The 25,925-nt window shown below is 65.3% G+C and carries 31 protein-coding genes; 17 read left to right on the top strand and 14 right to left on the bottom strand.

Going from position 1 to position 25,925, the window contains the following annotated elements:
• Positions 1–3: 3 nt before the first annotated feature.
• Positions 4–438, top strand: a complete 435-nt coding sequence (locus C7449_RS20155) for an NUDIX domain-containing protein (protein WP_108004698.1) — start codon at positions 4–6, stop codon at positions 436–438.
• Here the strand turns inward: C7449_RS20155 and C7449_RS20150 are convergent.
• From C7449_RS20150 to C7449_RS20120, 7 genes are read right to left on the bottom strand one after another with little or no spacing between them, the layout of a single operon-like run.
• Positions 428–757, bottom strand: coding sequence for a TfoX/Sxy family protein (locus C7449_RS20150; RefSeq protein WP_108004697.1), 330 nt, complete (start codon positions 755–757; stop codon positions 428–430). The genes C7449_RS20155 and C7449_RS20150 overlap by 11 nt on opposite strands.
• A 4-nt stretch (positions 758–761) precedes the next feature.
• Complete coding sequence (locus C7449_RS20145; RefSeq protein ID WP_108004696.1) at positions 762–2,393, bottom strand: NTP transferase domain-containing protein; 1,632 nt, start codon at positions 2,391–2,393, stop codon at positions 762–764.
• On the bottom strand, positions 2,390–3,091 hold the full coding sequence (locus tag C7449_RS20140; protein ID WP_108004695.1) for an XdhC family protein: 702 nt from the start codon (positions 3,089–3,091) through the stop codon (positions 2,390–2,392). The genes C7449_RS20145 and C7449_RS20140 overlap by 4 nt, the downstream gene beginning before the upstream one ends.
• Positions 3,091–3,420, bottom strand: coding sequence for an XdhC family protein (locus C7449_RS20135; RefSeq protein WP_108004736.1), 330 nt, complete (start codon positions 3,418–3,420; stop codon positions 3,091–3,093). The genes C7449_RS20140 and C7449_RS20135 overlap by 1 nt, the downstream gene beginning before the upstream one ends.
• 11 nt (positions 3,421–3,431) lie before the next feature.
• The gene (locus C7449_RS20130; RefSeq protein WP_108004694.1) at positions 3,432–4,682 is read right to left on the bottom strand and encodes a vWA domain-containing protein; all 1,251 of its coding nucleotides are present in this window, start codon (positions 4,680–4,682) and stop codon (positions 3,432–3,434) included.
• 1 nt (position 4,683) lies between these two features.
• Entirely contained in the window at positions 4,684–5,613 is a 930-nt protein-coding gene (locus C7449_RS20125; RefSeq protein ID WP_108004693.1) for an AAA family ATPase, read from the bottom strand.
• Between the two features lie 24 nt (positions 5,614–5,637).
• Complete coding sequence (locus C7449_RS20120; protein WP_108004692.1) at positions 5,638–6,132, bottom strand: flavin reductase family protein; 495 nt, start codon at positions 6,130–6,132, stop codon at positions 5,638–5,640.
• Positions 6,133–6,328: 196 nt separating this feature from the next.
• Between C7449_RS20120 and C7449_RS20115 the strand changes: the two genes are divergently transcribed.
• The 6 genes from C7449_RS20115 (at position 6,329) to purB (ending at position 11,835) form a co-directional block, all read left to right on the top strand.
• Positions 6,329–7,408: an ABC transporter substrate-binding protein gene (locus tag C7449_RS20115; protein WP_108004691.1), complete on the top strand. Its 1,080-nt coding sequence runs from the start codon at positions 6,329–6,331 to the stop codon at positions 7,406–7,408.
• Positions 7,405–8,409: a P1 family peptidase gene (locus C7449_RS20110; RefSeq protein ID WP_170115963.1), complete on the top strand. Its 1,005-nt coding sequence runs from the start codon at positions 7,405–7,407 to the stop codon at positions 8,407–8,409. Before C7449_RS20115 ends, C7449_RS20110 begins: the two co-directional genes overlap by 4 nt.
• A gap of 118 nt (positions 8,410–8,527) precedes the next feature.
• Positions 8,528–9,205, top strand: a complete 678-nt coding sequence (gene rpe, locus C7449_RS20105) for a ribulose-phosphate 3-epimerase (RefSeq protein ID WP_108004689.1) — start codon at positions 8,528–8,530, stop codon at positions 9,203–9,205.
• The gene (locus tag C7449_RS20100) at positions 9,202–9,930 is read left to right on the top strand and encodes a DUF2259 domain-containing protein (RefSeq protein ID WP_374828306.1); all 729 of its coding nucleotides are present in this window, start codon (positions 9,202–9,204) and stop codon (positions 9,928–9,930) included. The genes rpe and C7449_RS20100 overlap by 4 nt, the downstream gene beginning before the upstream one ends.
• A 122-nt stretch (positions 9,931–10,052) precedes the next feature.
• Positions 10,053–10,466 carry a hypothetical protein gene (locus tag C7449_RS20095; RefSeq protein WP_245414465.1) on the top strand — a complete coding sequence of 138 codons (414 nt, stop codon included), beginning with the start codon at positions 10,053–10,055 and terminating at the stop codon, positions 10,464–10,466.
• A gap of 61 nt (positions 10,467–10,527) precedes the next feature.
• Positions 10,528–11,835, top strand: coding sequence for an adenylosuccinate lyase (gene purB, locus C7449_RS20090; protein ID WP_108004687.1), 1,308 nt, complete (start codon positions 10,528–10,530; stop codon positions 11,833–11,835).
• Between the two features lie 97 nt (positions 11,836–11,932).
• On the opposite strand, the gene C7449_RS20085 is transcribed toward purB, so the two are convergent.
• Positions 11,933–12,244 (bottom strand): DUF1476 domain-containing protein, encoded by a 312-nt coding sequence (locus C7449_RS20085; protein ID WP_108004686.1) that lies wholly within the window; start codon positions 12,242–12,244, stop codon positions 11,933–11,935.
• 237 nt (positions 12,245–12,481) lie between these two features.
• Here C7449_RS20085 and purC point away from each other — a divergent pair, with 237 nt between their 5' ends.
• From purC to C7449_RS20035, 10 genes are all read left to right on the top strand, one after another.
• Positions 12,482–13,246 (top strand): phosphoribosylaminoimidazolesuccinocarboxamide synthase, encoded by a 765-nt coding sequence (gene purC, locus C7449_RS20080; protein ID WP_108004685.1) that lies wholly within the window; start codon positions 12,482–12,484, stop codon positions 13,244–13,246.
• A 64-nt stretch (positions 13,247–13,310) separates the two neighbouring features.
• On the top strand, positions 13,311–13,553 hold the full coding sequence (purS, locus tag C7449_RS20075; RefSeq protein ID WP_108004684.1) for a phosphoribosylformylglycinamidine synthase subunit PurS: 243 nt from the start codon (positions 13,311–13,313) through the stop codon (positions 13,551–13,553).
• A gap of 18 nt (positions 13,554–13,571) precedes the next feature.
• Positions 13,572–13,829 (top strand): hypothetical protein, encoded by a 258-nt coding sequence (locus C7449_RS20070; RefSeq protein WP_108004734.1) that lies wholly within the window; start codon positions 13,572–13,574, stop codon positions 13,827–13,829.
• The gene (gene purQ / locus C7449_RS20065; protein WP_108004683.1) at positions 13,826–14,500 is read left to right on the top strand and encodes a phosphoribosylformylglycinamidine synthase subunit PurQ; all 675 of its coding nucleotides are present in this window, start codon (positions 13,826–13,828) and stop codon (positions 14,498–14,500) included. The genes C7449_RS20070 and purQ overlap by 4 nt, the downstream gene beginning before the upstream one ends.
• Before the next feature lie 46 nt (positions 14,501–14,546).
• Entirely contained in the window at positions 14,547–14,951 is a 405-nt protein-coding gene (locus C7449_RS20060) for a hypothetical protein (RefSeq protein ID WP_108004682.1), read from the top strand.
• 202 nt (positions 14,952–15,153) lie between these two features.
• On the top strand, positions 15,154–15,501 hold the full coding sequence (arsC, locus tag C7449_RS20055) for an arsenate reductase (glutaredoxin) (protein WP_108004681.1): 348 nt from the start codon (positions 15,154–15,156) through the stop codon (positions 15,499–15,501).
• 107 nt (positions 15,502–15,608) lie between these two features.
• Positions 15,609–17,846 carry a phosphoribosylformylglycinamidine synthase subunit PurL gene (gene purL, locus C7449_RS20050; RefSeq protein ID WP_108004680.1) on the top strand — a complete coding sequence of 746 codons (2,238 nt, stop codon included), beginning with the start codon at positions 15,609–15,611 and terminating at the stop codon, positions 17,844–17,846.
• 20 nt (positions 17,847–17,866) lie between these two features.
• Positions 17,867–18,100 (top strand): BolA/IbaG family iron-sulfur metabolism protein, encoded by a 234-nt coding sequence (locus C7449_RS20045; protein ID WP_108004679.1) that lies wholly within the window; start codon positions 17,867–17,869, stop codon positions 18,098–18,100.
• A 211-nt stretch (positions 18,101–18,311) separates the two neighbouring features.
• Positions 18,312–18,644 carry a Grx4 family monothiol glutaredoxin gene (gene grxD, locus C7449_RS20040; RefSeq protein WP_108004678.1) on the top strand — a complete coding sequence of 111 codons (333 nt, stop codon included), beginning with the start codon at positions 18,312–18,314 and terminating at the stop codon, positions 18,642–18,644.
• 123 nt (positions 18,645–18,767) lie between these two features.
• Positions 18,768–19,973: a multidrug effflux MFS transporter gene (locus tag C7449_RS20035; RefSeq protein WP_108004733.1), complete on the top strand. Its 1,206-nt coding sequence runs from the start codon at positions 18,768–18,770 to the stop codon at positions 19,971–19,973.
• Positions 19,974–20,040: 67 nt separating this feature from the next.
• Here the strand turns inward: C7449_RS20035 and C7449_RS20030 are convergent, their stop codons facing one another.
• The 6 genes from C7449_RS20030 to C7449_RS22225 all read right to left on the bottom strand — a co-directional run bounded on the left by C7449_RS20030 (position 20,041) and on the right by C7449_RS22225 (position 25,879).
• A complete protein-coding gene (locus tag C7449_RS20030) occupies positions 20,041–20,865 on the bottom strand; it encodes an inositol monophosphatase family protein (RefSeq protein WP_108004677.1) in 825 nt (274 codons plus the stop codon).
• Positions 20,849–21,721 (bottom strand): tRNA 2-thiocytidine(32) synthetase TtcA, encoded by an 873-nt coding sequence (gene ttcA, locus C7449_RS20025; RefSeq protein ID WP_108004676.1) that lies wholly within the window; start codon positions 21,719–21,721, stop codon positions 20,849–20,851. Before ttcA ends, C7449_RS20030 begins: the two co-directional genes overlap by 17 nt.
• A 53-nt stretch (positions 21,722–21,774) precedes the next feature.
• Positions 21,775–22,704 (bottom strand): glutaminase, encoded by a 930-nt coding sequence (locus C7449_RS20020; protein WP_108004675.1) that lies wholly within the window; start codon positions 22,702–22,704, stop codon positions 21,775–21,777.
• A 213-nt stretch (positions 22,705–22,917) separates the two neighbouring features.
• Positions 22,918–23,535 carry a 30S ribosomal protein S4 gene (gene rpsD, locus C7449_RS20015; RefSeq protein WP_097140954.1) on the bottom strand — a complete coding sequence of 206 codons (618 nt, stop codon included), beginning with the start codon at positions 23,533–23,535 and terminating at the stop codon, positions 22,918–22,920.
• 226 nt (positions 23,536–23,761) lie between these two features.
• On the bottom strand, positions 23,762–25,276 hold the full coding sequence (locus C7449_RS20010; RefSeq protein WP_108004674.1) for an ATP-binding protein: 1,515 nt from the start codon (positions 25,274–25,276) through the stop codon (positions 23,762–23,764).
• Positions 25,277–25,444: 168 nt separating this feature from the next.
• A complete protein-coding gene (locus C7449_RS22225) occupies positions 25,445–25,879 on the bottom strand; it encodes a GNAT family N-acetyltransferase (protein ID WP_245414464.1) in 435 nt (144 codons plus the stop codon).
• Positions 25,880–25,925: the final 46 nt, after the last annotated feature.

The following is a 25,925-nucleotide window of genomic DNA, read 5'->3' as shown; positions in this document are numbered from 1 at the left end:
TTCGTGTCCGTTCCCGGTGTCGAAATTCCCGGCGTCGGATGCGGACTGGCGATCTTGCGTGACGACAGGCTTCTGCTCTATCGCCGCGCGCGGGCGCCGGAAGCAGGCCACTGGAGCATTGTCGGCGGCAAGGTCGACCATATGGAGCACTCGCGCGACGCGGCCCGCCGCGAAGCCGAGGAAGAGACAGGGCTCGCCTTCGGCCAGATCGAGTTTCTCTGCCTGTCCGAAATGCTTTTCGCGGCCGATGGACAGCACTGGGTCTCCGTCATCTACACAACCGAGGAATTTTCCGGCGACCCCAGGGTGATGGAGCCGGAGAAGCTGCCGGAATTCGGCTGGTTCGCCCTCGATGCCCTGCCGCAGCCGCTGTCGCGTTTCGCAGCCGATGCCGTCGCCGCACTTCGCAGTGCAGCCGGGCGTCCCCTCAGCGCTTGAGCGAACTGGCGCGGAGCGACGCCTCCAGCGCCAGGCGGACCCAGTCCGCCATGAGGTCCGGATCGTCGAAGGCGTCGTCCGGAATGCTCCAGTACGGCATTTTCAATGGCGTGCCCTTGCGTCCCTCGTAGGTCCACTGCCGGCAGCCGGACAGCTCGAATTCCGGTATCGTCACCTCGTCGGCCTTGAGCAGGATTTCGCCGTCCACCTCGAGCGCGACGATCAGATCGCCGACATAGATGCCCTTGCCGCCGAACATGCGCTTGATGGTCACCGGCCCGAGCGCCTGGAACATCTCCTCGATCGCGGCATTGTCCATCACGCTATTCCTTCAGCATCCCGCCAGCGTTCGCGACGGCTTCGGGCGTGTCGACGTCAAGGTGCGCCGCCGGGCCGATCTCGACGTCGATGATGTCGAGGCCCGCCGTCTCGATGATCTGGCGTGCACCCACGTCGCCCTCGAGCCTCCCGACCGCCGCGAAGGTCGAGCGCGGCAGGATCACCGGGTTGCCGCGCTTGCCGTTCGAGACCGCACGCACCACGGCGTTGCCGCCTGCGGCCGTAAAGGCAGCCATCAGCCGGCGCAGGTCCTCCGGCTCGACGCGGGGCATGTCCGCGAGATGGACCAGCACGCCGCTGCAGTCCGCGCCGGCGGCATCGAGCCCTGCGATGAGCGAGGTCGACATGCCTTCCCGGTAAAGCGGGTTGCGGACGATCGCCACCGGAAGGCCGGCGACCGCCGCCTCGATTTCCGACGCGCGGTGGCCGGTCACCACGACTACCTTGGCCGGCGCCGCCGCCAGCGCCGCCATCACCGACTTGCGCACCAGCGGAACGCCGTCGAACTCGGCCAGCAGCTTGTGCCGTCCATCCGCGCCCATCCGCCTTGCCTGTCCGGCAGCCAATACGATCGCGACGACGGCACCGGCCGAATCGGCGGCGGCCTTGTGCTCGCCCTTCATCTCGCGCGGCTGCGGCCGCGTCGGTATCTCCATAAGCAGGCCGCCGACCCCCATGCCGGTCACATCGTAGGCTCCCGGCGCCTCGCCGGCGAGTATGCGGGCGAGCACCCAGTCAAAGCCGTTTTCCTTTGGGCTGCGGGCGCAGCCTGGCGCACCGATAACCGGCGTTTCTCCGATGCGGCCGAGCACCAAGAGATTCCCGGGGTCGACGGGCATTCCGACCTGTTCGACGTGCCCGCCGGCCTTGCGGATCGCGGCGGGGATCACGTCCCCCGCGTCGGAGACGGCGGAGGCACCAAAGACGACGACTAGTTCGTTTTCACGAGCCGCCGGCGCCAGCACCGCAGCGAGCGATTCCGTCTTGTGTGCCACCCGCGTTTCGCCAATGAGCGTGCTTCCCGACGGCGCCAGCCGGTGCTCCAGGAGAAGACGGGTCTTGTCCATGACCGACGGCTTCAGCGACGGCAGGACGGTGGCGACCAGCGCCACGCGACGGGCGCGGAAAGGTTTCACCAACAGGGCGTCGGCGCCGGCGAGAACGGCTGCCGCCCGCTCAACTGCCTCCCCCGGCACCGCCAGCGGGATGATCTTGATCGTCGCCACCATGTCGCCCGGCTGCACGCTCGCATGGTCCGGCAGGGTCGCGAGCGTGATCGCCGGATCGATCCGATTGAAGCGGTCGATCGTGGCGCGGTCGGCGCGGAACAGGCCGGCGACGGCAGCATGCAGGTTGACGCGACCCGTGGCCGGCGTGGAGAAGGTCAGGTGATCCGGCCCGATTGCCTCGGCAAGGCGCGCCGCCGCGGCGTTCTCGTCGATGTCCCCCGGCTCCATCCGCGCGGCGATGACGCTCTCGATGCCGGAAGCCACGAGCTGGCGGCAGTCGTCCTCGGAAAGCCGCCGTCCCTTTGAAAAGGACACGCCCTCGCCGCGGACGCCGTGTGCGAGGATCGCGCCTGCCGCATCGTGCGATGCCAGTTCGCCGAAGATCATGCTGCCGCCTCCATGCGCAGGTCCCGTCGACGGAAAGCCTGGATGATCTCGGCCAGGATGGCGACAGCGATCTCCGCCGGGCTCGCCGCGCCGATGTCGAGGCCGATAGGCGCCGAAATGCGGGCGAGCGCGTCCGCGCCGACCCCCTGCGCCTCGAGCCGCTCCAGCCGCCTTGCATGCGTCTTCCGGCTGCCGAGGGCGCCGACGTAGAAGCAGCCGGCCTCCAGCGCGGCACGGATCGGAAAATCGTCGATCTTCGGATCGTGCGTGACCGCAACGAGCGCGCAATAGGCGTCGAGGGGGCGCTGCTTCAGGACGTCCTCCGGCCAATCGGCAACGAGATCGACGCCGGCAAAGCGCTCATCGGTGGCAAAAGCGGTGCGCGGATCGACGATCGTCAGGTCGAAGCCCGCCACCCTGGCAAGCGCTGCGAGCGCCTGGCTGATGTGTACCGCCCCGATGACGACGATACGCGCCGGCGGCAGATGGACATTGAGGAAGAAGCTGCGGCCGTCGACCTCGGCCACGCCGGACCTGCCGGACCGGAACGCGGCGGCGATCGCCTCGCCGAGCGCGCCGGCAACTGCGTCCCCCTCGCGCACGACCCGGTCGCGCCCGTCCGCCAGGTCCGTCAGGTGCACCACGGCGCGGCGGGCGTGCCGGTCGGCGTTCAGCTTGCGCAGATTATGAGGGTCCATCAGCCAAGCCGCTCCACATAGACGCGGATCCGCCCGCCACAGGACAGGCCGACCCGCCAGGCCGTTTCGTCGGCGACGCCGAATTCGAGCATCTTCGGCTCGCCGCTTTCGATAACATCCAGCGCCTCGGTGATGACCGCCCCTTCGACGCAGCCGCCCGACACCGAGCCGTGGAAATTGCCGTCCTTGTCGATCACCAGATGGCTGCCGGTCGGACGTGGCGCCGAGCCCCAGGTCTCGACAACCGTGGCGATCGCCACATCCCGTCCATCGTCCATCCAACGTTCCGCCACCGTCAGCGGATCGAGCATATCCACCGGGCTTTCCATCGCGACCTCCTTCATCCCGACGCGGCGAGAAACCGCCGCGGATCGGCTCCGGCGGCGCTCTTGCCGGACAACGCCGCGACGAGATCCGATATAGCTTCAAGATTGTGCACGGCCCGCAATTCGTCAACGTGGCCCAGCATCGCCCGCACGCCGCGTGCCCGCGCCTCGAAGCCGTCGAAGCGCAAGAGCGGATTGAGCCAGACAAGACGGCGGCAGGACCGATGCAGGCGGTCGATCTCCACCTGCAACGTGTCGATCCCCTCGCGCTCCAGACCGTCGGTGATGAGCAGGACGATCGCGCCCTGCCCCAGTACCCGCCGCGACCAGAGCCGGTTGAACTCCTTCAGCGTCTCGCCGATGCGGGTGCCGCCCGACCAGTCCTCGACCGCGCGCGAACAATCCTCGATCGCCTCGTCGGGGTCGCGGTGACGCATCTGGCGCGTCACATTGGTCAGCCGCGTCCCGAACAGGAACGTGTGGACGCGCCGGCGCCGCTCGGTCAGCGCGTGCAGGAAGTGGAGAAAGATGCGGGTGTACTGGCTCATCGACCCGGAAATATCGGCCAGCACAACGAGCGGCGGGTGCACCAGCTTCGGCTCGCGGTGGCGCGGCAGGATGAGCGCGCCGCCTGTGCGCATTGCCTGGCGCATCGTCGCCCGCGCGTCGATCATCGCCTTGCCGGTGCTACGACGGAAGCGGCGCGTCCTGACTTCGTCCATCGGCAGAACCAGACCTGCGATCGCGCGCTTCGCCGCGCGCAGCTCGATCGCCGTCATCTGGGCGAAGTCGGTCTTGCGCAACACCTCGCTGACGGAGGCAGTGAATCGGGCGTCGATCTCGATCTCCGGCTCGTCCCGCGGTGGCGCGGTGTCCCGCCGGCTGGCGAACAAGGCATCCGAGACACGTGTTTCACCGGCCCTCTTTCTGTCCTTCTCCGCGTCGCGGCGCACGACCGGCGACATCATGGCGATCATCTTCTGCACGAGATCGCGTGAGCGCCAGAACAGCCTAAACGCCTCGTCGAAGATGGGCTGATCCTCGTGCCGGGTGACGAGCGTGCAGTGAAGGGCGGTGTAGAACTCGTCACGGTCGCCGATCCCCACCGCCTGCACCGCCTCGATCGCATCCGCCACCGCGGCGGGCCCGATGCGCAGGCCTGCCTTGCGCAGCGCGCGGGCGAAATGGACGATGTTGTCGGCGAAGCGGCCGTCGCCCGGCGACACGGAAGGCCCAAGCGGCTCGTCCGATGCCGCCGTCGCCATGTCAGACCGCCGTGCGCAGCTCGGACTTGACCTCGTCCAGAAGCTTGCGTCCTTCGCCGCCCTCGATGCGGGCGATGTCGTCCTGGTATTTCAGGAGCGTTCCCAAAGTGTCGGATACCGTTTCCGGATCGAGCCCCGTGCGATCCAGTTCGGTCAGCGCGGTCGCCCAGTCGATCGTTTCTGCGACGCCCGGATTCTTGAACAGGTCGAGGGTCCTGAGCCGTTGCACATAGGCGACGATCTGCTGCGATAGTGTTTCGTTGCAGCCGGGTACCTTGCGCCTGATGATCTCCAGTTCCTGCTCGGCCTTCGGGTAATCGACCCAATGGTAGAGACAGCGGCGCTTCAGGGCGTCGTGCACCTCGCGGGTGCGGTTGGTCGTGATGATGACGATCGGCGGCTCGGCGGCCCGTATCGTCCCAAGCTCCGGCACCGTCACCTGGAAATCGGACAGCACCTCGAGCAGGAACGCCTCGAAGGCCTCGTCGGTGCGGTCCAGTTCATCGATCAGGAAGACCGGTGCGCGGCCGTCCGGTGACGACAGGGCCTGCAGAACGGGGCGGCGGATAAGATAACGGTCGGAGAAGATGTCGGATTCGATGCGGTCGCGATCCGTCGTCCCGGCCGCCTCCGCCAGCCGTATTTCCAGCATCTGCGCCGGATAGTTCCATTCGTAGACGGCGGATGCAATGTCGAGCCCCTCGTAGCATTGGAGCCGGATCAACGGCCGGTCGAGCGCGTGGGCGAGCACCTTGGCGATCTCGGTCTTGCCGACACCGGCCTCGCCCTCGAGAAACAGCGGGCGCTTCATCTTCAGGGAGAGAAACAGCACCGTCGCCAGCGACCGCCCGGCCAAGTAGTTGCCGGCCGCGAGCATCTCGAGGGTCTGGTCGATCGACTGGGGGATCGCCCCCTTCCGGTAGGCTGCCATGCTTCCTCCACTTCGGAGGAGAACTTATAGCGTCCGGTAGTCGCGGTCCATATAGATGAGCGCCGGTTTTTCCGGACCGTAGGCCAGCCCCAGCACCTCGCCGAAGAGGATCATGTGGGTCGCCATCACCTTCATCTCGATCAGGCGGCAGTCGAAGGACGCCAGCGCACCGACAAGTATCGGCGCCCCCGTCACGAGCTCGGTCCAGTCGCCCTCGGAGAAGCGATCGCCGGGAATGGACGGATCACGGCCGGAAAAGACGTTGGCAAGTTCGACCTGGTCGGCGGCGAGTGCGTTCAGCGCGAAATGGCCGCTCTTGCGGAAAATGTCGTTGCGCGGATTGGAGACGTTCAGGCAGGCGAGCACTATGGCCGGGCTGTCCGACACCGAGCATGCCGCCGTGATGGTCACCCCGCGCCGCTCCCCCTCGTAGGCCGTCGTCACGATCTGGACGTGCCCGGCGTAGCGGCTCATGGCGTCGCGATAGAGCGGCGGCTCCGGCATCAGGCGATCCAACAAAGGCTATCTCCCTTCTTCGAAAGGGGGATACATGGGAAATATGAAGAAAAATGTAAGTCTGAAAACGGCATTTTCCAAGGTTTTCCGCCACCTACTACCAAGGGCTACGGCAGCGGCGGCCGCAGATGACGCATCTTTTGCTTTGACCGCAGGCATCGCTGCCGTGCAAGATCGCGGAAAAATGCAGGGTTCCCGAATGCCTCGCCGTCTGACGATCTGCCTCCTCACCCTCATTGCGCTTGCGGCCCACGCAGCGGCGGCCGGCCCGAAGATCGCGGTGGTAGCGCCGCAGACCGGATCGCTCGCCATTCTCGGCGACCAGGTGCGCGCCGGCGCGAAGGCGGCTGCCGGGAACAACGGGGCCACCCTCGTCGAGATCGACGAGAGCTGCGACGAGCACGGCGACGAGGCGATCGCACGCAGCATACTTGCGGCGGAGGCCTCTGCCGCGATCGGCTTCCTCTGCAGCGAGGACCTCGAAGCGGCCCTGCCGGCGCTCGGCGAGGCGGGGATTGCCGCCATTACCCTGTCCGCCCGCTCCGGCGTGTTGATGGAAGATGCCTTGAAGCGGAACTGGCCGCTCTTCCGGCTCGCACCGGCGCCCGGCATGGAAGCGCAGAAGGCGGTCGAGGTGATCGCAGCCGATTGGGCGGCGGAGCCTTTCGCCCTGATCGACGACGGCCTGATCCACGCGCGCGAACTGGTCGAAGCGGTCCGGCTGAAGCTGGAGGAGAAAGGCATGAAGCCGGTCTTCGTCGACACCTACCGGCCCGCCCAGGAGCAGCAGATCGCGCTTGTGCGCCGGCTCGCAAAGGTCGGCGCCACCCGTGTCTTCGTCGGCGGCGAGCGGAGCGACGTCGCGGTGATCGTCCGAGACGCGCAGGCGGAGCGACTGCCGCTGACGTTTCTCGGCGGGGAGGCGCTGATGGCGGCAGATACCACGGTGGCGCTGCCCGACGGCACGCAGGCGATCGTCCTGCCCACCGATGGCATCACTGCCGCAAGCGTGGCGCTCGCCGCGGAATTAAAGAAGGACGGCATTGCCACCGAAGGTTACGTCTTGCCGGCGCACGCCGCCGTGACGCTGCTCGGCAAGGCGACGGCAGAGGCAGAATCGGCGCGGCTGCCGCTCGCCGACGTGATCGTCCGTGACACGTTCGACACCGTGCTCGGTCCGATCGGCTTCTCGGCCGCCCACGAACTGCGCGAAAATCCCTATGTGCTGATGCAGTGGAAGGGCGATCGGTTCGTTCCATCCACCTTCGGGAGCGACTGATGAAGCCCGGCTCGCGCAACCTGATCACCGACGTTGCCGGGATCGCCGTCGGCAACGCCGCCGACGAGCGGCTGAAGTCCGGCGTCACCGTCGTTGTCTGCGAAAAGCCGGCGGTCGCCGCCGTCCAGGTGCTCGGAGGGGCGCCGGGCACGCGGGAGACCGACCTGCTGGAGGCGCACAACATCGTCCAGACAATCGACGCACTGTGCCTCTCCGGAGGCTCCGCCTTCGGTCTAGATGCGGCATCCGGCGTCCAGGCGGCGCTGCGCGAACAGGGCCGCGGATTTGCCGTCGGTCCCTTCCGGATCCCGATCGTCCCGGCGGCTATCCTCTTCGACCTCGCCAATGGCGGCGACAAGGACTGGGGCCGCTATCCGCCCTATCGCGAACTCGGCTACGCCGCCACGCAGGCGGCCGGCCACGACTTCGCCACCGGAACGGCCGGTGCCGGCACCGGAGCGACCACCGCGACCTTCAAGGGCGGGCTCGGCTCGGCTTCCACCGTTCTTGACAACGGGATCACCGTCGGCGCGCTGGTCGCCGTCAACGCGCTCGGCTCCGCCACGATCGGTTCCACCCGGCACTTCTGGGCCGCTCCGCTGGAGGAACAAGATGAATTCGGCGGCCTCGGCCTGCCGCCGGCCATTCCGGCCGATGCGCGACATATCCGCACCAAGCTCGGTGCACCCGCCGATGGACCGACAAACACCACGATCGCCGTGATCGCGACGGACGCCATCCTGACCAAGGCCGAAGCCAAGCGGCTTGCCGTCTCCGCCCATGACGGTTTCGCCCGCGCGTTGTGGCCGGCCCATACCCCGCTCGACGGAGACCTCGTGTTTGCCGTTGCGACAGGCGCAACCGGCAGGGCCGTGATGCTCGAGGAATTCGTCCCGCTCTGCGCCGCCGCCGCCGCGACCATGGCCCGCGCGATCGCCCGCGGCGTCCATGATGCCGAACCGAAGGCCGGCGACCCCTTGCCGACCTGGCGGGAGAACTGATCCGCCGCGACCGAACCGTCGACATCCATGAATGGAGCTTCGCCGCGACGATCCGCCGTTGTGGCGCTGTGCCGCCGGTGGTATGGGCAGGCAAAGACACCTTCCCTCGGAGAACGCCATGCCCCGCCCCGTCCGGATCGCCCCGTCCATCCTTGCCGCCGACTATGCCAAGCTTGGCCAGGAGGTGCGCGACGTCGTTGCCGCCGGCGCCGACTGGATCCACCTCGACATCATGGATGGCCATTTCGTGCCGAACATCTCGTTCGGTCCGGACGTCATCAAGGCGCTGCGGCCGCACACCGACGCCTTCTTCGACTGCCACCTGATGATCGCCCCGGCCGATCCGTACTTGGAGGCGTTCGCCAAGGCGGGCTGCGACGGCATCACGGTCCACGCCGAGGCGGGCCCGCACCTCGACCGTTCCATCCAGGCGATCAAGGCGCTGGGCAAGAAGGCGGGCGTGTCGATCAATCCGGCAACGCCCGAAACCGTGGTGGAATACCTCCTCGACAAGCTCGATCTGATCCTGGTCATGAGCGTCAATCCAGGCTTCGGCGGCCAGGCATACATCGCGGCGATGGACGACAAGATCGCCCGCGTCCGCAAGCTGATCGGCAATCGTCCGATCGAACTGCAGGTCGACGGCGGCATCACGGCCGACACGATCGCCGCTCCGGCGGCAGCGGGCGCAAACGTCTTCGTTGCCGGCTCGGCGATCTTCCGTGGCGGCCACGTTGACGCCTATCGCAAAACCGTCGACACTCTGCGCGCGAACGCGGAAGGGGCGCGCGGTTGAGTCGAACCGGGACGATCGCCGTCATGCTGGCCGGGGCCCTGCTGGTGCCGGGTCCCGCTGCTGCCGGCGACTTTGCCCAGTTCCGGCCGATCGGTTTTTCGTCCGACGGCGCCGTCTTCGCCTATGAGGAGTTCGGCATCCAGGATGGATCCGGCTCGGCCTACTCGAACATCTATTTCGTCGACACGGTGAAGGATACCTTCCTTCCCGGCACGCCCATTCGCGTTCAGGCGCAGGAAAACGACTCCAGCTTGCGTCGCGTGCGGGCCGAAAGCGCGGCCAAGGCAAACCCGCTCGTTGCTCGCTACAGCCTGAACGATCACCCGGGCTACCTCGTTGCGTTCAATCCCGTCAGCGAAATCGGTCCGGAGCCTCACCTGCTCCGCTACGACGCCTTTCCCGCCGATCCGCCGGTCGGGCAGCCCTACGCCCTGCGACTGGCCGAGATCCCGGCCCCGGTGCCGGAGTCCTGCAAGTCATTCCTCGAGAAAGGCGTCGGTTTCCGGCTGGAGTTCAGCGAAAAAGCCGGCAAGCCGGCAAACGAAACAGCTTACGCGGACCAGAGAATACCAGAGAGCCGCGGTTGCCCGACCGGCTACCGCATCGCCGGAGTCGTGACCTATCAAGGAGCGCCACGGCCCCTTCACATGGCGCTCGTGATGGTGCTGCGCCTCGGTTTCGAAGGGCCTGACGGGCGTTGGCTCGCCGTGCCGCTGACACCCTGACGATGATTGCGGCACGGCAACACCTTCTGCGCAAACCCGCCAGCAGCCCCGCGGACCGCCCCGCTCGGATCGTCCCGCCCCTGTTGCCCCTCTCAGCCGGAGCGCTTGGCTGGGGCATTCTGATGGCGCTCTCGATGCTGCCGTCGCTGTACCTGCGCAACCGGTTTGCGACCGTTCACGTCGAAGCGCTGACGGTGCTCTATTTCGCAGGCGGCCTGCTTGCCTGGCCATTCATCATTCCGGCCATCCGGCTCGTGGCCCGCAACGCCAGCGCGGAGGCGCGCTTTGCCGCCTGTTTCGTACTGCTCGCGTCGGGCACGATCGCGATGACGGCGTTCTTGTTCGCCATGGAGTACTGGCTGTTCTACGCGCAATGGCACCAGCCGCTTCTGTCGCGCATGGGTCTCAAGCAGTTAATCGGCACCGTGGCATCCGGCGTCTACCAGTTTGCCGTCATGGGACTGGGGCTCTATCTTCCGATCGGCCTGCCGGTTCTCGCGGGCGTGAGCCTCTGGCTTGCAAAAGCGATGCGTTGAGCTTTTTGGCCATTCTTGATAGAGGGGCGCCACCACTCCTCCCAGAGAAAGCTGAAAGCCGATGATCCCCCGCTATTCCCGCCCGGAAATGGTCGCCATCTGGTCGCCCGAGACGAAATTCCGCATCTGGTTCGAGATCGAGGCCCACGCCTGCGACGCCCTGGCCGAGCTCGGCGTCATCCCCAAGGAGGCGGCGAAGACGATCTGGGACAAGGGCGGCAAGGCCACCTTCGACGTCGCCCGTATCGACGAGATCGAGGCCGTGACCAAGCATGACGTCATCGCCTTCCTGACCCATCTCGCCGAGATCGTCGGACCCGATGCCCGTTTTGTCCACCAGGGCATGACCTCCTCCGACGTGCTCGACACGACCCTTAATATCCAGCTCGTCCGCGCCGCAGACATCATGCTCGCCGGCGTCGATCGCGTTCTCGCTGCATTGAAGACGCGCGCGTTCGAGCACAAGGACACAGTCCGGATCGGCCGCAGCCACGGCATCCACGCCGAGCCCACGACGATGGGGCTGACGTTTGCCCGCTTCTACGCCGAGATGGACCGCAATCGCGCGCGCCTCGTCGCGGCCCGCAAGGAAATCGCCACCGGCGCGATCTCCGGCGCCGTCGGCACCTTCGCCAACATCGACCCGCGGGTCGAGGAACACGTCTGCACAGCACTCGGCCTCGTTCCGGAGCCCGTCTCCACCCAGGTCATCCCGCGCGACCGTCACGCGATGTTCTTTGCCACGCTCGGTGTCATCGCCTCCTCGATCGAGAACGTCGCCATCGAGATCCGCCACATGCAGCGCACCGAGGTGCTGGAAGCCGAGGAGTTCTTCTCGCCCGGCCAGAAGGGTTCGTCGGCCATGCCGCACAAGCGCAACCCGGTGCTGACGGAAAACCTGACCGGACTGGCCCGCCTCGTGCGCATGTCGGTCGTCCCGGCCCTGGAGAACGTCGCCCTCTGGCACGAACGCGACATCAGCCATTCGAGCGTCGAACGCGCCATCGGTCCGGACACCACGGTGACCCTCGACTTCGCATTGCATCGGCTCGCCGGCGTCATCGAGAAGCTCGTCGTCTATCCGGAGAACATGGAGAAGAATCTCAACAAGTTCCGGGGCCTCGTTCACTCGCAGCGCGTGCTGCTCGCCCTCACCCAGGCAGGCGTGTCGCGTGAGGACAGCTACCGCCTCGTCCAGCGCAATGCGATGAAGGTCTGGGAGGAAGGCAAGGATTTCCTCGAGGAGCTGCTCGCCGACCAGGAGGTGCGCGCGGCCTTGTCGGAGGAGGACATCCGCGAGAAGTTCGACCTCGGCTACCACACCAAGCACGTCGACACGATCTTCAAGCGCGTATTCGGCAACGCCTGACGACCGCGAGACTGCCGAACGACAAAGGGCGCGGCCAAGGCCGCGCCCTTTTCAATTTGGGTTGCGCTCCATCCTGCTGAGGAATGGCTCCGTTGCTTCAGGCCCGAAGCTGCTCGATCGCGACGGCCAGAAGTTCCATCATCTGCGCCCGGATGTCGTCTTCGCTCTTGGCGACGCCGGCGGCGTCGAAATCGGCCTTGATCTTGCGGACCACGTCCTCATGCCCGACTTCCTCGAAATCGGCGGCGATGACTTCCTTGGCATAGGCATCACGGTCGTCCCTGCCGAGCAGGTCGGCGGCCCAGTAACCGACGAGCTTGTTGCGGCGGGCCTCTGCCTTGAAGCGAAGCTCCTGATCCATCGCGAACTTTGCTTCGAAGGCTTTTTCGCGATCCTGCATGGTGGTCATGTGCCGACTCCCCTATATATTCAAAAGTGGCCCCGATGGGCTCTCCGGTCCATAAAACAAAAGCGTGTCGAAAGTGCAATGGAACTTTTGCCGGGGCGCGCACGGAGCGGACCAGCGCTCCAAATACGGGGACCGGACCGAGAGGCCGATTGTGAAACGGCTGCAATTCGTTTATGGACCCCGGAAAGATTTGATACCTGCGCCACTCGAAGGGCGCCAACTACAGAGATAATTTCCATGAACCGTCGCCGCCGTATTTACGAGGGCAAGGCCAAGATTCTCTACGAGGGTCCGGAGCCGGGCACTCTGATCCAGTTCTTCAAAGACGACGCCACCGCCTTCAACAAGAAGAAGCATGACGTCATCGACGGCAAGGGCGTGCTCAACAACCGCATCTCGGAATATCTCTTCACGCATCTGAACAAGATGGGGATTCCGACCCATTTCATCCGCCGGCTCAACATGCGCGAGCAACTGATCAAGGAGGTCGAGATCATCCCGCTCGAGGTGGTGGTGCGCAACGTCGCCGCCGGCTCGCTCGCCAAGCGCCTCGGCATCGAGGAGGGCACCCTTCTGCCGCGCTCGATCATCGAGTTCTACTTCAAGGCCGACAACCTGGACGATCCGCTCGTCTCCGAAGAGCACATCACCGCCTTCGGCTGGGCGAGCCCGCAGGAGCTCGACGACATCATGGCGCTCGCCATCCGCGTCAACGATTTTCTCTCCGGCCTTTTCCTCGGCGTCGGCATCCAGCTGGTCGACTTCAAGATCGAATGTGGCCGCCTGTATGAGGGCGACATGATGCGCATTATCATCGCCGACGAGATCTCGCCCGACAGCTGCCGCCTCTGGGACGTCAGCACCCAGGAGAAGATGGACAAGGATCGCTTCCGCCGCGACATGGGCGGACTGCTCGAAGCCTACCAGGAAGTCGCCCGTCGTCTCGGCATCATCAACGAGAACGAGCCGATCCGCGGCACCGGACCGGTCCTGGTCAAGTAATCAATGGCGGGTCTGTCCCGCCGGGCCGCATGGCCACGTGAATAGCGCGTTTTAAGAGGAACACATGATCAAGGCACGCGTAACGGTGACGCTGAAGAATGGCGTACTCGACCCGCAGGGCAAGGCGATCGAAGGCGCGCTCGGCGCACTCGGTTTCGAAGGACTCGGCCATGTCCGCCAGGGCAAGGTTTTCGATCTCGAGCTGCAGACCGCCGACAAGGCCAAGGCCGAGGCGGACCTGAAGGACATGTGCGAGAAACTTCTGGCGAACACGGTGATTGAGAACTACACTATCGCACTCGCCTAATGGTTGAAGGAGGCGGCGGTGGCGGAAATCACGAACGAGTTGATGTTCGAACTGCTGAAGAAAATTCAGGCTGACACCAACACCCTGAAGCAGGGACAGTCCGAGATCCGGGCGGAGCTAAACGCCCTTCGAGGTACGATGATCTCTGTTCAGCAGGATATTCATAACATCTATGGCATCCTGAGCCGTCACGAAACTCGCCTCGACCGTATTGAAAACCGCCTCGAATTGCGTGAACTCGCCGAGGCCCAGGCAAAGTTTGAGCCACACCCATGAAAGCAGCCGTTGTTCAACTCCCAGGCCTCAACCGCGACCGCGACATGATCGCGGCGCTGACCAAGATCGGCGGCAAGGCGCCTGTCACGGTCTGGCAGACGGAAACCGAGATCCCCGACAGCGTCGATCTGATCGTCATCCCCGGCGGCTTCTCCTACGGCGACTACCTGCGCTGCGGGGCGATCGCCGCGCGCATGCCGGTGATGCAGGCGATCAAGGCCAAGGCCGAGGCCGGCGTGAAGGTTCTCGGCGTCTGCAACGGCTTCCAGATCCTGCTCGAGGCCGGCCTGCTGCCGGGCGCCCTGATGCGCAACGCCTCGCTGAAGTTCGTCTGCAAGGAGATCAAGCTTGAGGTGGCGAACGCGGAAACGGACTTTACCCGCGCCTATAGCCAGGGACAGATCCTCCGCTGCCCGGTCGCCCATCACGACGGCAATTTCTTCGCCGATGCCGAGACGCTGGCCAGGATCGAGGGCAACGGCCAGGTTGTGTTCCGTTATGCGGAAGGCACCAACCCGAACGGCTCGCTGAATGACATCGCCGGTGTCATCAACGAAAAGGGCAACGTGCTCGGCATGATGCCGCACCCGGAAAATCTGATCGAGGCGGCCCACGGCGGCTCAGATGGTCGCGGGCTATTCGCCTCGGCCCTCGAAGTAATCGCCGCTTAACCTTCGCTTCGTATCAGGGGCGCCTGTCCCGTCCAAAAGGCTTGTCATGCGCCCCTTCGCCCTTTCCAAGGCCATCCGCCCGCTTGCGCTCGCGGCAACCGCCAGTCTGGTCGCCGCCTGCCAATCCAGCGCCCCGGCGCCGCAGGCCAGCACCGCAGCGCTGCCGACCATGGAGCGCATCGCGCTCGGCGCGAACGCCTGCTGGTTCAAGTCCGGCGACGCGGCGTTCCAGGCATATCGCCTCGCTCCGGAACTGAACTCGTTCTCGGGCAAACCGCGCATCCTTGTCGTGCCGCGGCGATCGCCGGAGGCACGCCCGCTGCTGGTAGTCCAGGCCGAGGGCCATCCCGCCAGACTGAGTGCCTTCGGGCCGCTGATGGACGAGCCCGTCTCCGGCCGCATCGCCGCCGACGTCAAGCGCTGGGCCGCCGGCGGTGCAGGCTGCCGCTAAGCCCGTCCGTTTCAAGAGCGGCCGCGGTTTCAGACCGGACAAGCGTAATATCGCTTGAACCTGGATTACTCTTACACGTCCCAGCCGCGCCGGGGCGATCGACGGCAACCGCGCGGGTGGGTTTGTCCGACGCCGGCGACCGTCACGCGCGTCTATCCCGACCAAGCCGCCCACTGTCCGATCCTTCACACGAGACCGCCCCGTGACGATCCAGATACTGCACAATCCCCGCTGCTCCACCTCACGCAACGCGCTGGCCAAGATCCGCGAGTCCGGCCACGAACCGGAGATCATCGAATACCTGAAGAACCCGCCGACGCGGGAGGAGCTTGTCGCCATCCTGATGGCCATGGGCACATCGCCGCGGCATGTCCTGCGGGCCAAGGAACCGCTCGCCCAAGAACTTGGCCTGCTCGACCCGGCAAAGACCGACCGCGAGTTGCTCGACGCGATGCTGGAACATCCGATCCTCATCGAACGGCCGATCGTGATCACCGGAAAGGGCGCCCGTCTTTGCCGCCCGCTGGACAAACTGGCGGAGATCCTCTGAGCCAGGCGCCACCTGCCTGTTGAGGTGGGCATTTTCCTGTCGCACCCTGCTGCCGCTTGCGCTAAAGAGACCGCAAAGCCCTCACCACACGGACAAGACGAGAGACGATGACCATCTCCAACAGCCGCCCGATCACCCCGGAGCTCATTGCCGCGCATGGCCTGAAGCCGGATGAATACGAGCGCATCCTGTCGCTGATCGGACGCGAACCGACCTTCACCGAGCTCGGCATCTTCTCGGCGATGTGGAATGAGCACTGCTCGTACAAGTCGTCCAAGCGCTGGCTGCGCACGCTCCCGACCACGGGGCCGCGCGTCATCCAGGGCCCGGGCGAGAACGCCGGCGTGGTCGACATCGATGACGGCGATTGCGTGGTGTTCAAGATGGAGAGCCACAACCATCCGTCCTACATCGAACCCTACCAGGGCGCGGCAACCGGCGTCGGCGGCATCCTGCGCGACGTCTTCACCATGGGGGCCCGGCCGATCGCCGCGATGAACGCGCTGCGCTTCGGCGCGCCGGATCACCCGAAGACCCGCCATCTCGTCTCGGGCGTCGTCGCCGGCGTTGGCGGCTACGGCAACTCCTTTGGCGTGCCGACCGTCGGCGGCGAGGTCGAGTTCGACCCGCGCTACAACGGCAACATCCTCGTCAACGCCTTCGCCGCCGGCCTCGCCAGGACCGATGGCATCTTCTATTCCAAGGCCGAGGGCGTCGGCCTTCCGGTCGTCTATCTTGGCGCCAAGACCGGCCGCGACGGCGTCGGCGGCGCGACCATGGCGTCGGCCGAATTCGACGAGTCGATCGAGGAGAAGCGTCCGACCGTGCAGGTCGGCGACCCCTTCACCGAGAAGTGCCTGTTGGAGGCCTGCCTCGAGTTGATGCAGACCGGCGCGGTCATCGCCATCCAGGACATGGGTGCAGCCGGCCTCACCTGCTCGGCCGTCGAAATGGGCGCCAAGGGCGACCTCGGCATCGAGCTGAACCTCGACCTCGTGCCGGTTCGCGAAGAACGGATGACCGCCTACGAGATGATGCTTTCGGAAAGCCAGGAGCGCATGCTCATGGTGCTTCGTCCCGAAAAGGAGAAGGAAGCGGAAGCCATCTTCCACAAGTGGGGCCTCGATTTCGCGATCGTCGGCCACACCACGGACGACCTTCGGTTCCGCGTACTTCACCAGGGCGAGGAAGTCGCAAACCTGCCGATCAAGGAACTGGGCGACGAGGCGCCGGAATACGACCGGCCCTGGCGCGAGCCGGGCAAGCCCGCTCCCCTGCCCGCCTCGCTGGTCGCCGAGCCGAACGATTATGGCCTGGCGCTCCTCAAGCTGGTCGGCTCGCCGAACCAGTCGAGCCGGCGCTGGGTCTACGAGCAGTATGACACCCTGATCCAGGGCAACTCGCTGCAGATCCCCGGCGGCGATGCCGGCGTCGTCCGCGTCGAGGGTCATCCCACCAAGGCGCTCGCCTTCTCCTCCGACGTCACACCGCGCTATGTCGAGGCAGATCCGTTCGAGGGCGGCAAGCAGGCAGTGGCCGAATGCTGGCGCAACATCACGGCCACTGGCGCCGAGCCGCTGGCTGCAACCGACAACCTGAATTTCGGCAATCCCGAGAAGCCGGACATCATGGGCCAGTTCGTCAAGGCCATCGAAGGCATCGGCGCAGCCTGCCGAGCGCTCGACTTCCCGATCGTTTCCGGCAACGTGTCGCTCTACAACGAGACCAACGGCCTGGCGATCCTGCCGACCCCGACCATTGCCGGCGTCGGGCTGCTGCCGGACTGGGCGGCGATGGCTCGGATCGGTACTGCCAACGAAGGCGATCAGGTCGTTCTGATCGGCGGCGACGGCAGCCATCTCGGCCAGTCTGTCTACCTGCGCGACGTTCTCGGGATCGTCGACGGCCCGGCACCGGTGGTCGATCTTGCGGATGAGCGCCGCAACGGCGATTTCGTCCGCTCGGCAATCCGCAACGGCCAGATCAGCGCGTGCCACGACATCTCCTCGGGCGGTCTCGCCGTGGCGCTTGCCGAAATGGTCATGGCGTCCGGCAAGGGCATGTCGATCAGCCTTGCGGATTGCACCGGCCCGGCCCATGCTCTCCTGTTCGGCGAGGATCAGGCCCGCTATGTCGTCATCGTGCCGGCCGACCTCGCCAATTTCGTCTGCGCCAGCGCCGAAGGTGCGGCTGTGCCCTTCCGTCGCCTCGGCACGGTCGGCGGAACCGGCCTCGTGGTCGACGACCTGTTGGCCTTGTCGATTGAGCAATTGCGCGGCGCCCATGAATCGTGGTTCCCTGCCTTCATGGACGGGAGCTCGAATGCAGCGGCTGCCGCCGAATAAATGATAAGGGAGTGCATCACATGCCCATGGCACCAGGTGATATCGAAGACTTGATCAAGGCCGGCATTCCAGGGGCCAAGGTCACGATCCGCGATCTGGCGGGCGATGGGGATCACTACGCCGCCGAAGTCGTCGCGGAAGCCTTTCGCGGCAAGACCCGGGTGCAGCAGCACCAGATGGTCTACAACGCCTTGAAGGGCAATATGGGCGAGGCTCTCCACGCCCTCGCCTTGCAGACTTCTGCGCCCGAGTAAGGGCCGCAGTAACCTCAAGTAGACCAGCCGGCTCAGGTACGGCAGGGTCGCACGGGGCGCCGCCACCAGCTCCGGATCGGCCCTCTCTCCGGTCCATCATCAGATTTGATGAAACATATCGACGCGGGGTGATGGAAATGTGCCCCGCACATTGCTATCTAAGAGCAGCATTGCGGTCCGGGCCTTGAACCCGGATGGAAGAGGATTCGACATGGGTATTCAGGATTTCATCGCCAACGAGGTCAAGACCAACGACGTCGTGCTCTTCATGAAGGGCACTCCGCAGTTTCCGCAGTGCGGGTTCTCCGGACAGGTCGTGCAGATCCTCGATTATGTCGGCGTGGACTACAAGGGCATCAACGTGCTCGATGACGCCGACCTGCGCCAGGGCATCAAGGATTATTCCAACTGGCCGACCATTCCGCAGCTCTACATCAAGGGCGAGTTCGTCGGCGGCTGCGACATCGTCCGCGAAATGTTCCAGTCCGGTGAGTTGAAGTCCCACCTTGAAGGACAGGGCATCGCGGTGAAGGGCGCCGCATAAGGCTTTCGAGCCTTACAAATTTTCAGATCGATCAAGGCGCCGCACAAACGGCGCCTTCTCTCTTTTATGGATTTTTTTGTCATGACCGCGCTTTCAATCGAGTCGGCCCGACGCCTCAAGGGCATGGGCAAAACAGAATTCATCGCCCTCATGGCGATGCTGATGGCCCTGAATGCGCTAGCCATCGACATCATGCTGCCGGGCCTGCAGGAGATCGGCGCCAGCCTCGGCGTCGACAACGAGAACCACCGCCAGTACGTGATCTCCGCCTATCTGATCGGGTTTGCCTTCGCGCAACTGCTCTACGGCCCCATTTCCGATCGTTTTGGCCGCCGCCTGCCGATGTTCGCGGGACTCGGCATCTATATCGTTTCGGCATTCGCCGCCATTTTCGCTCCGAGCTTCGCGATGCTGCTGGCGCTGCGCTTCGTTCAGGGCATCGGCTCATCGGCCATGCGCGTCATCACCGTTTCGATCGTCCGCGATGTGTTCGGCGGCCGGGCGATGGCGGAGGTCATGTCGCTGATCATGATGGTATTCATGGTGATTCCGGTCCTCGCACCGGGTATCGGCCAGACCGTCATGGTATTCGGCGACTGGCACCTGATCTTCATCTTCATGGCCGTCATCGCCGCCATGGTCGCCGTATGGATGTACCTGCGGCTGCCCGAAACGCTGTCACCCGAGGATGTCCGGCCCTTCACCGTCTCGTCCGTGCTGGCGGGCTTTCGCATCGTTCTGACCAACCGCGTCGCGCTCTGCTACACGCTGGCCAGCACCTTCATCTTCGGCGCGCTGTTCGGCTTCATCAACTCGGCGCAACAGATCTATGTCGGCATCTATGGACTGGGCGTCTGGTTCCCCGTCGCCTTTGCCGCCGTCGCCGCCTTCATGGGCTTCTCCTCCTTCGTCAATGCGAAGCTGGTGGGCCAGTTCGGCATGCGGCGGCTGTCCCATGGCGCGCTGGTCGGGTTCCTGACGGTAAATACGCTGTGGCTGGCGCTGACGCTGTCCTGGCCCGGGCATCTGCCCTTCCCGATCTTCATCGTTCTGTTCGCGCTCGCCATGTTCCAGTTCGGCTGGATCGGCTCGAACTTCAACTCGCTCGCAATGGAACCGCTGGGCCACGTGGCCGGCACCGCATCGTCGGTTCTCGGCTTCATGGGCACCGCCGGCGGCGCGCTTATCGGCGGCGTGATCGGCCAGGCCTTCAACGACACTGCCTTGCCGCTCGTGCTCGGCTTTTTCGTCGTGTCGGTCATCGGCCTGGCCTTCGTCCTCGTCGCGGAACGCGGCCGGCTTTTCCAGTCTCACGCCCAGCCGTCCTGATCGGCTGGACGGAGCGAAAAAGGCCCGGTATTTCCTCCGGGCCTTTCACACTTCGATCGATGCCTCTTCAGCCGCCGAGAATCTCGCGGCGGAACATTTCCCAGCTGTCGCGGTCGGGGGCAACAAGCAGCCCCCCTTCGACATGGCGCGGTTCGTAGGGCGTGCCGTCGTGGCGGGCAACAAAGGCGCCGGCTTCCTGGCTGATCAGCGTGCCGGCGAGATGGTCCCACGGCATCAGTTTATTGTACATCAGGTAGTGCAGGTGGCCGGCAGCGAAGGTGCGATACTCGTGGGCCGCGCAGCGGTAGTTCGAGCAGAAGGCAACCTTGGCGAGATTGGACATCACGCGTGTCCGCATCTCCGCCGGCAGGAAGCCCGTCGAGGCCATGCCGGTCATATCCGCAAGCGGAACCGGGGCGGCTGCCTTGAGACGGACGGCCGGTCGGTTGCCGCCGGTCTGCCAGGCTCCCGCCCCCTTCTCGGCCAGCACGAAGTCGTCGCCCATCGGATCGCAGATCACGCCCGCGATCGTTTCGCCGCCTGCCACCACCGCAGCCATGACGCCGAACAGCGGCACGCCGGCGGCGAAATTGAACGTTCCGTCGATGGGATCGACAACGACGGCCAGATCGGCCTCCGCCAGTTTCGACAGCAGCGCCGGCTCTGCGGCGACGCTCTCCTCGCCGACAAACAGGGCACCCGGCAGCACCGCCTCCATGCCCGCCTTGATGAACCGCTCGGCCGCCTCGTCGGCCTCGGTCACCAGGTCGATGGCGCTGGTCTTGGTCCTGACCTCGCCGTCGGCGAGCGCGCGGAAGCGCGGTCGGATCTCGGCCTCCGCTGCCGTGCTGAGAAGGAGCGCGAGCGCGTTGATGTCAAATTGTACCGTCATCCGGGGTTGCCACTGCAAGAGAGGAGAAATCGAAGAGCTTCGTATCGAGAAGGTGGGACGGGTTGACGTGCGCCAGCGCCCGCAGCATCGCGTCCTTCCGGCCGGGCATGCGGGCCTCGATGTCGGCCAGCATCGCCTTCATTGCGTTGCGCTGCAGGCCGTCCTGCGAGCCGCACAGGTCACAGGGAATGATCGGGAACTGCATGGCGGCTGCGAACTTCGCCAGGTCGTCCTCGGCCGCATAGGCGAGCGGACGCAGCACCGTCAGGTCGCCGTCGTCGTTGAGCAGCTTCGGCGGCATGGTCGCAAGCCGTCCGCCGTGGAAGAAATTCATGAAGAAGGTCTCCAGGATGTCCTCGCGGTGATGGCCGAGGACGAGCGCGTCGCAGCCCTCTTCCCGCGCAATGCGGTAGAGGTTGCCACGCCGCAGCCGTGAGCAGAGGGAGCAGTAGGTCGCCCCCTGCGGCACCTTCTCCTTCACGATCGAATAGGTGTCGCGATATTCGATGCGGTGCCTGACGCCGATCGACGCCAGGTAGTCGGGAAGGACGTGCTTGGGGAAGTTCGGCTGGCCTTGGTCGAGGTTGCAGGCGATCAGTTCGACCGGCAGCAGGCCGCGCCATTGCAGATCCATCAGCAGCGCCAGCAGGCCGTAGCTATCCTTGCCGCCGGAAATGCCAACCAACCAGCGCTTCTGCCCCTTCAGCATGGCGAAGTCGTCCATGGCCTGCCGCACCTGCCGGAGCAGGCGCTTGCGCAGCTTGTTGAAGGAAACGCTGGAGGGCGCGTCGGCGAACAGCGGGTGCCGGCCGTCATCCGGCCCGTTGTCTTCCGTTTCGGCACATGCGAGGGTCATGCGATCTGTCCAATTGCGATCCGGGCATGCAATGCCCCGATCAAGCCCGACAATCAAGCCCCGAACACCGACCACCCGGTGCGCGCGGCCAGCATTTCGAGCGCAAGAGAGCCAAGCAGCGAATTGCCGTTTTCGTTGAGGCCGGGCGACCAGACCGCGACCGAGGCTTTACCCGGCGCCACGGCGAGAATGCCGCCGCCGACGCCGCTCTTGCCCGGCAGGCCGACGCGGTAGGCGAATTCGCCGGAACCGTCGTAGTGGCCGCAAGTCAGCATCAGGGCGTTGATACGCCGCGCCCGCATATGCGAGACGACACGGTGGCCGATCAGCGGATTGGTGCCGCTGTTGGCGAGGAACAGCCCCGCCCTGGCGAGCTGCCGGCAACTCATCGCCAGCGCGCACTGGTGAAAATAGACGCCGAGCACCAGTTCCGCCGGATGATCGAGCCTGCCGAACGAGCGCATGAAATTGGCCAACGCGACGTTGCGGAAGCCGGTCGCCTGTTCGGAGCGTGCCACCGCCTGGTCGACGACGATATCGTCCTCGTCGGCCAGATAGCGCACGAACCGCACGATCTCGCCGATCGCCTCCTTCGGCGTATGGCCGGCGAGCACCAGGTCGGTGATGGCGATGGCGCCGGCATTGATGAATGGATTACGGGGTATGCCGCCCTCATGCTCGAGCTGGACAATGGAGTTGAACGCCGAACCCGACGGTTCGCGACCAACGCGCTTCCAGATCGCCTCGCCGTACTTGCCGAGCGCCAGTGTCAGCGTGAAGACCTTGGAAATGCTCTGGATGGAGAAGGGCTCTTCCGCGTCGCCGGCAAGATGCATCCCACCGTCGACGGTTGCGACCGCCATGCCGAATTTCTTCGGATCGACGTGTGCAAGCTGCGAAATGTAGTCCGCGACCCTGCCCTCGCCGCGCCGCGTCGAAAGCGTCGCATGGATGTCGTCGACGATGGCTTGCAGGTCCGTCATGCCGCCCCTTGTTCTAAGGAAAAGATTCCGCCTGTCACTTGCCACTAAGGCAGATCGCCCGAAAGCGCATGCACCCTTACATTAGTTCTTGTTTCGGTGCGTGTCTCACCAGGGAACTCGCACACTTCCAGGTAGCGTGCTTTTTTATTTCTCCCAAAGAAAAAGCCGCCAATTTCTCGGCGGCTTTTCCAATCTGGACGATGGCGTCGCGAATTAACGCGAGTAGAATTCGACGACCAGGTTCGGCTCCATGACGACCGGGTACGGTACGTCGGAGAGGCCCGGAACGCGGGCGAAGGTCGCAACCATCTTGTTGTGGTCGACTTCGATGTAGTCCGGGACGTCGCGCTCGGCGAGCTGGACCGATTCCAGAACCGAAACGAGCTGCTTGGACTTCTCGCGAACCTCGATGACGTCACCGGCCTTGCAGCGGTAGGAACCGATGTTGACGCGGACGCCGTTGACCTTGACGTGGCCGTGGTTGACGAACTGGCGAGCGGCAAAGACGGTCGGCACGAACTTGGCGCGGTAGACGATCGCGTCGAGGCGCGATTCGAGCAGGCCGATCAGGTTTTCGCCGGTGTCGCCCTTGCGGCGGTTGGCTTCCTCGTAGGTCGCGCGGAACTGCTTCTCGCGCAGGTCGCCGTAGTAGCCCTTCAGCTTCTGCTTGGCGCGCAGCTGCACGCCGAAGTCCGAGAGCTTCGACTTGCGGCGCTGGCCGTGCTGGCCGGGGCCGTATTCGCGGCGGTTGACCGGGGACTTCGGGCGACCCCAGATGTTTTCGCCCATGCGGCGATCGATCTTGTACTTGGATGAAGCGCGCTTGCTCATCGCATTTCCTTTCAAACAGTTCCACCGGCCTGTTAGCAGACCGGATCAAGGAAACACGCCCTCCTCTGAATGCCGTTTTGGGCCTTCTGACAGGTTCCTTGCGATACGCGACCGCAAGAAGCCACGGGACATGTCAAATGAAACACCGGACATCTCTGCCCGGCGTTGGGGCGGTAGCTAGACCACCTCAACAAAATTGTCAACGTGGTCGTAGATCTCCGAGAGACTATTCCGCCGCCGGCCGCAGCGTTTCGGTCAGGTCCGGGCCGTTGGCGTCACCCGGCTGGGTTTCGCAGCCGAGATCGGGGAAGGCCACGATGCGCAAGCCGGCAAGGTCGCTGTGCACGACGATCAGGCCCTGCTCCTCGAAATAGCCGAGAAGCCGGCGGGCGCGGCGGGCCGAGTGGGTCCCATAGGCACGGGCGATCATCACGTCGGACGGGCAAGGCAGGCCCCGCACCGCAGCCTGCGCGACGAGCAGGAACACACCCTGCAAGTCCTCGGTGACGGCGCGGGAGAGCTCGAGCGCCGTCGCCCACAGCTCCGTGCCGGCGGTCTCCGCGTCGACGCCGGAGCGCGCCACCGCCATCTTGCGGCGGAAGGCCGGCAGCGACAGCGGCGCACCGGGTACTCGACGGATACGGCAGCGCACGAGGAAATCCTGAAACAGTTCCGCATCGGCGCGGAAGGCGGCGCCGGGATTGTCGAGGATTTCGGCGAGCACCTGGTCCTGCAGCGCCTCGCGCTCCTCGGCGGGGATCTCGGGAGCAGCGGGTCGGGCCGGCTCCAGGCTCGCAGGTTCGGGACGGGCGCGGGACAATTCGGCGAGGATGTCGGTGGTGGGCCGCGGCTGAGGTGCAACGCGGCGGACGATCGGCCGGGTAAACTCCTCCGGGTCGGGCGTGAAGATCAGGTCCTCGACGTCCTGCGGCGCCTCCGGCAGCGGCATCAGCTTCGGGCTGGTCGAGCGGGCGGATGTTTCCACCGGGCCGATCGTCACCGGCAGCGGGCGGCGCGAGAGGGCGGGACCGAGCGCCACAAACGAGCCGCGCTTCAGATCGCGGAACATCTCCGCCTGCCGCCGGTCCATGCCGAGCAGGTCGGCCGCACGCGCCATGTCGATGTCGAGGAAGGTGCGGCCCATCAGGAAGTTCGACGCTTCGGCGGCGACGTTCTTGGCGAGCTTCGCCAGCCGCTGCGTGGCGATGACCCCGGCGAGGCCCCGCTTGCGGCCGCGGCACATCAGGTTCGTCATCGCCCCGAGCGAGACCTTGCGTGCCTCCTCCGACACGTCGCCCGCCACCGAGGGCGCAAACATCTGCGCCTCGTCGACGACGACTAGCACCGGATACCAGTAGTCGCGGTCGGCATCGAACATGGCGTTCAGGAAAATGCCGGCCGCACGCATTTGCTGCTCGACCTCGAGGCCCTCGAGCGACAGCACGCAGGAGACGCGGTGCTGGCGGATGCGAGTGGCGATGCCGATCAGTTCGGCATCGGTTCGCTCGCCCTCGACCACGACGTGGCCGAACTTGTCGGACAGCGTGACGAAGTCACCTTCCGGATCGATGATGCATTGCTGAACCCAGGGGGCGGATTGCTCGAGCAGGCGACGGAGGAGGTGCGACTTGCCGGAGCCGGAATTGCCCTGCACCAGAAGGCGCGTCGCCAGCAGTTCCTCGATATCGAGCGTGGCCGGCGCGCCGCCCTGCGCCGTTCCCATGTCGATGCCGACCTTCATCCAATCCTCGTTTTCAAATCCAACCGATCCGTCGCCCCGCCGCGACCGGAACGACGGTCTGGCCTAGCATGAATTCACCGCAGGCGGCACATCGTTTGCCGAAACCCACAGCTTTGCGCATCGCCGAGCCCGGCTGCCCCCTCTGGCATGCGACTTGGTCCCAAAGACCTAGGCTGGTGCGGCCCCCTTCGCCCCGGCCCTGGCCCACCGATAGCGCATGTCGGGTTCCCGCTCCTCGTTGCGGGAGCCGTCGGTCTCTTTAACAGCCACAAAGCCATGCTTTTCATAAAAGCGCCGCGCAACGGCATTGCATTGAAAGGTCCAGAGCGACAATTCCGAAAAGCGGGCCATCGCGATTTCCAGCAGGCGCGTGCCGATCCCCCTGCCCTGCATCGAGGGGGCAACATAGAGTTGCTCGACCAGTCCCTGATTGAAGGCAACCACGCCCACGAGATTGTCGCCGTCGAAGGCGCCGTGGATCTCGCATTCGTTGAACAAATGCTCGCGCCAGTATCGCAGATCCTCCTCCGGGCTGTGCAGCCCGGTGAGGTGCGGCAAGCGCTGGTCGAACGACGCGCGATGCACCTGCGCCGCGGCGGCCATGTCGACTGCTGCCAGACGGCGCAGACGGATCGGATCAACACTCCGG

Origin of the sequence: Mycoplana dimorpha (assembly GCF_003046475.1) — a bacterium.
Classification (GTDB): Bacteria; Pseudomonadota; Alphaproteobacteria; order Rhizobiales; family Rhizobiaceae; genus Mycoplana; species Mycoplana dimorpha.
The sequence above is the reverse complement of the archived record's forward strand: the minus strand, read 5'-3'. Positions and strand labels throughout refer to the sequence as shown.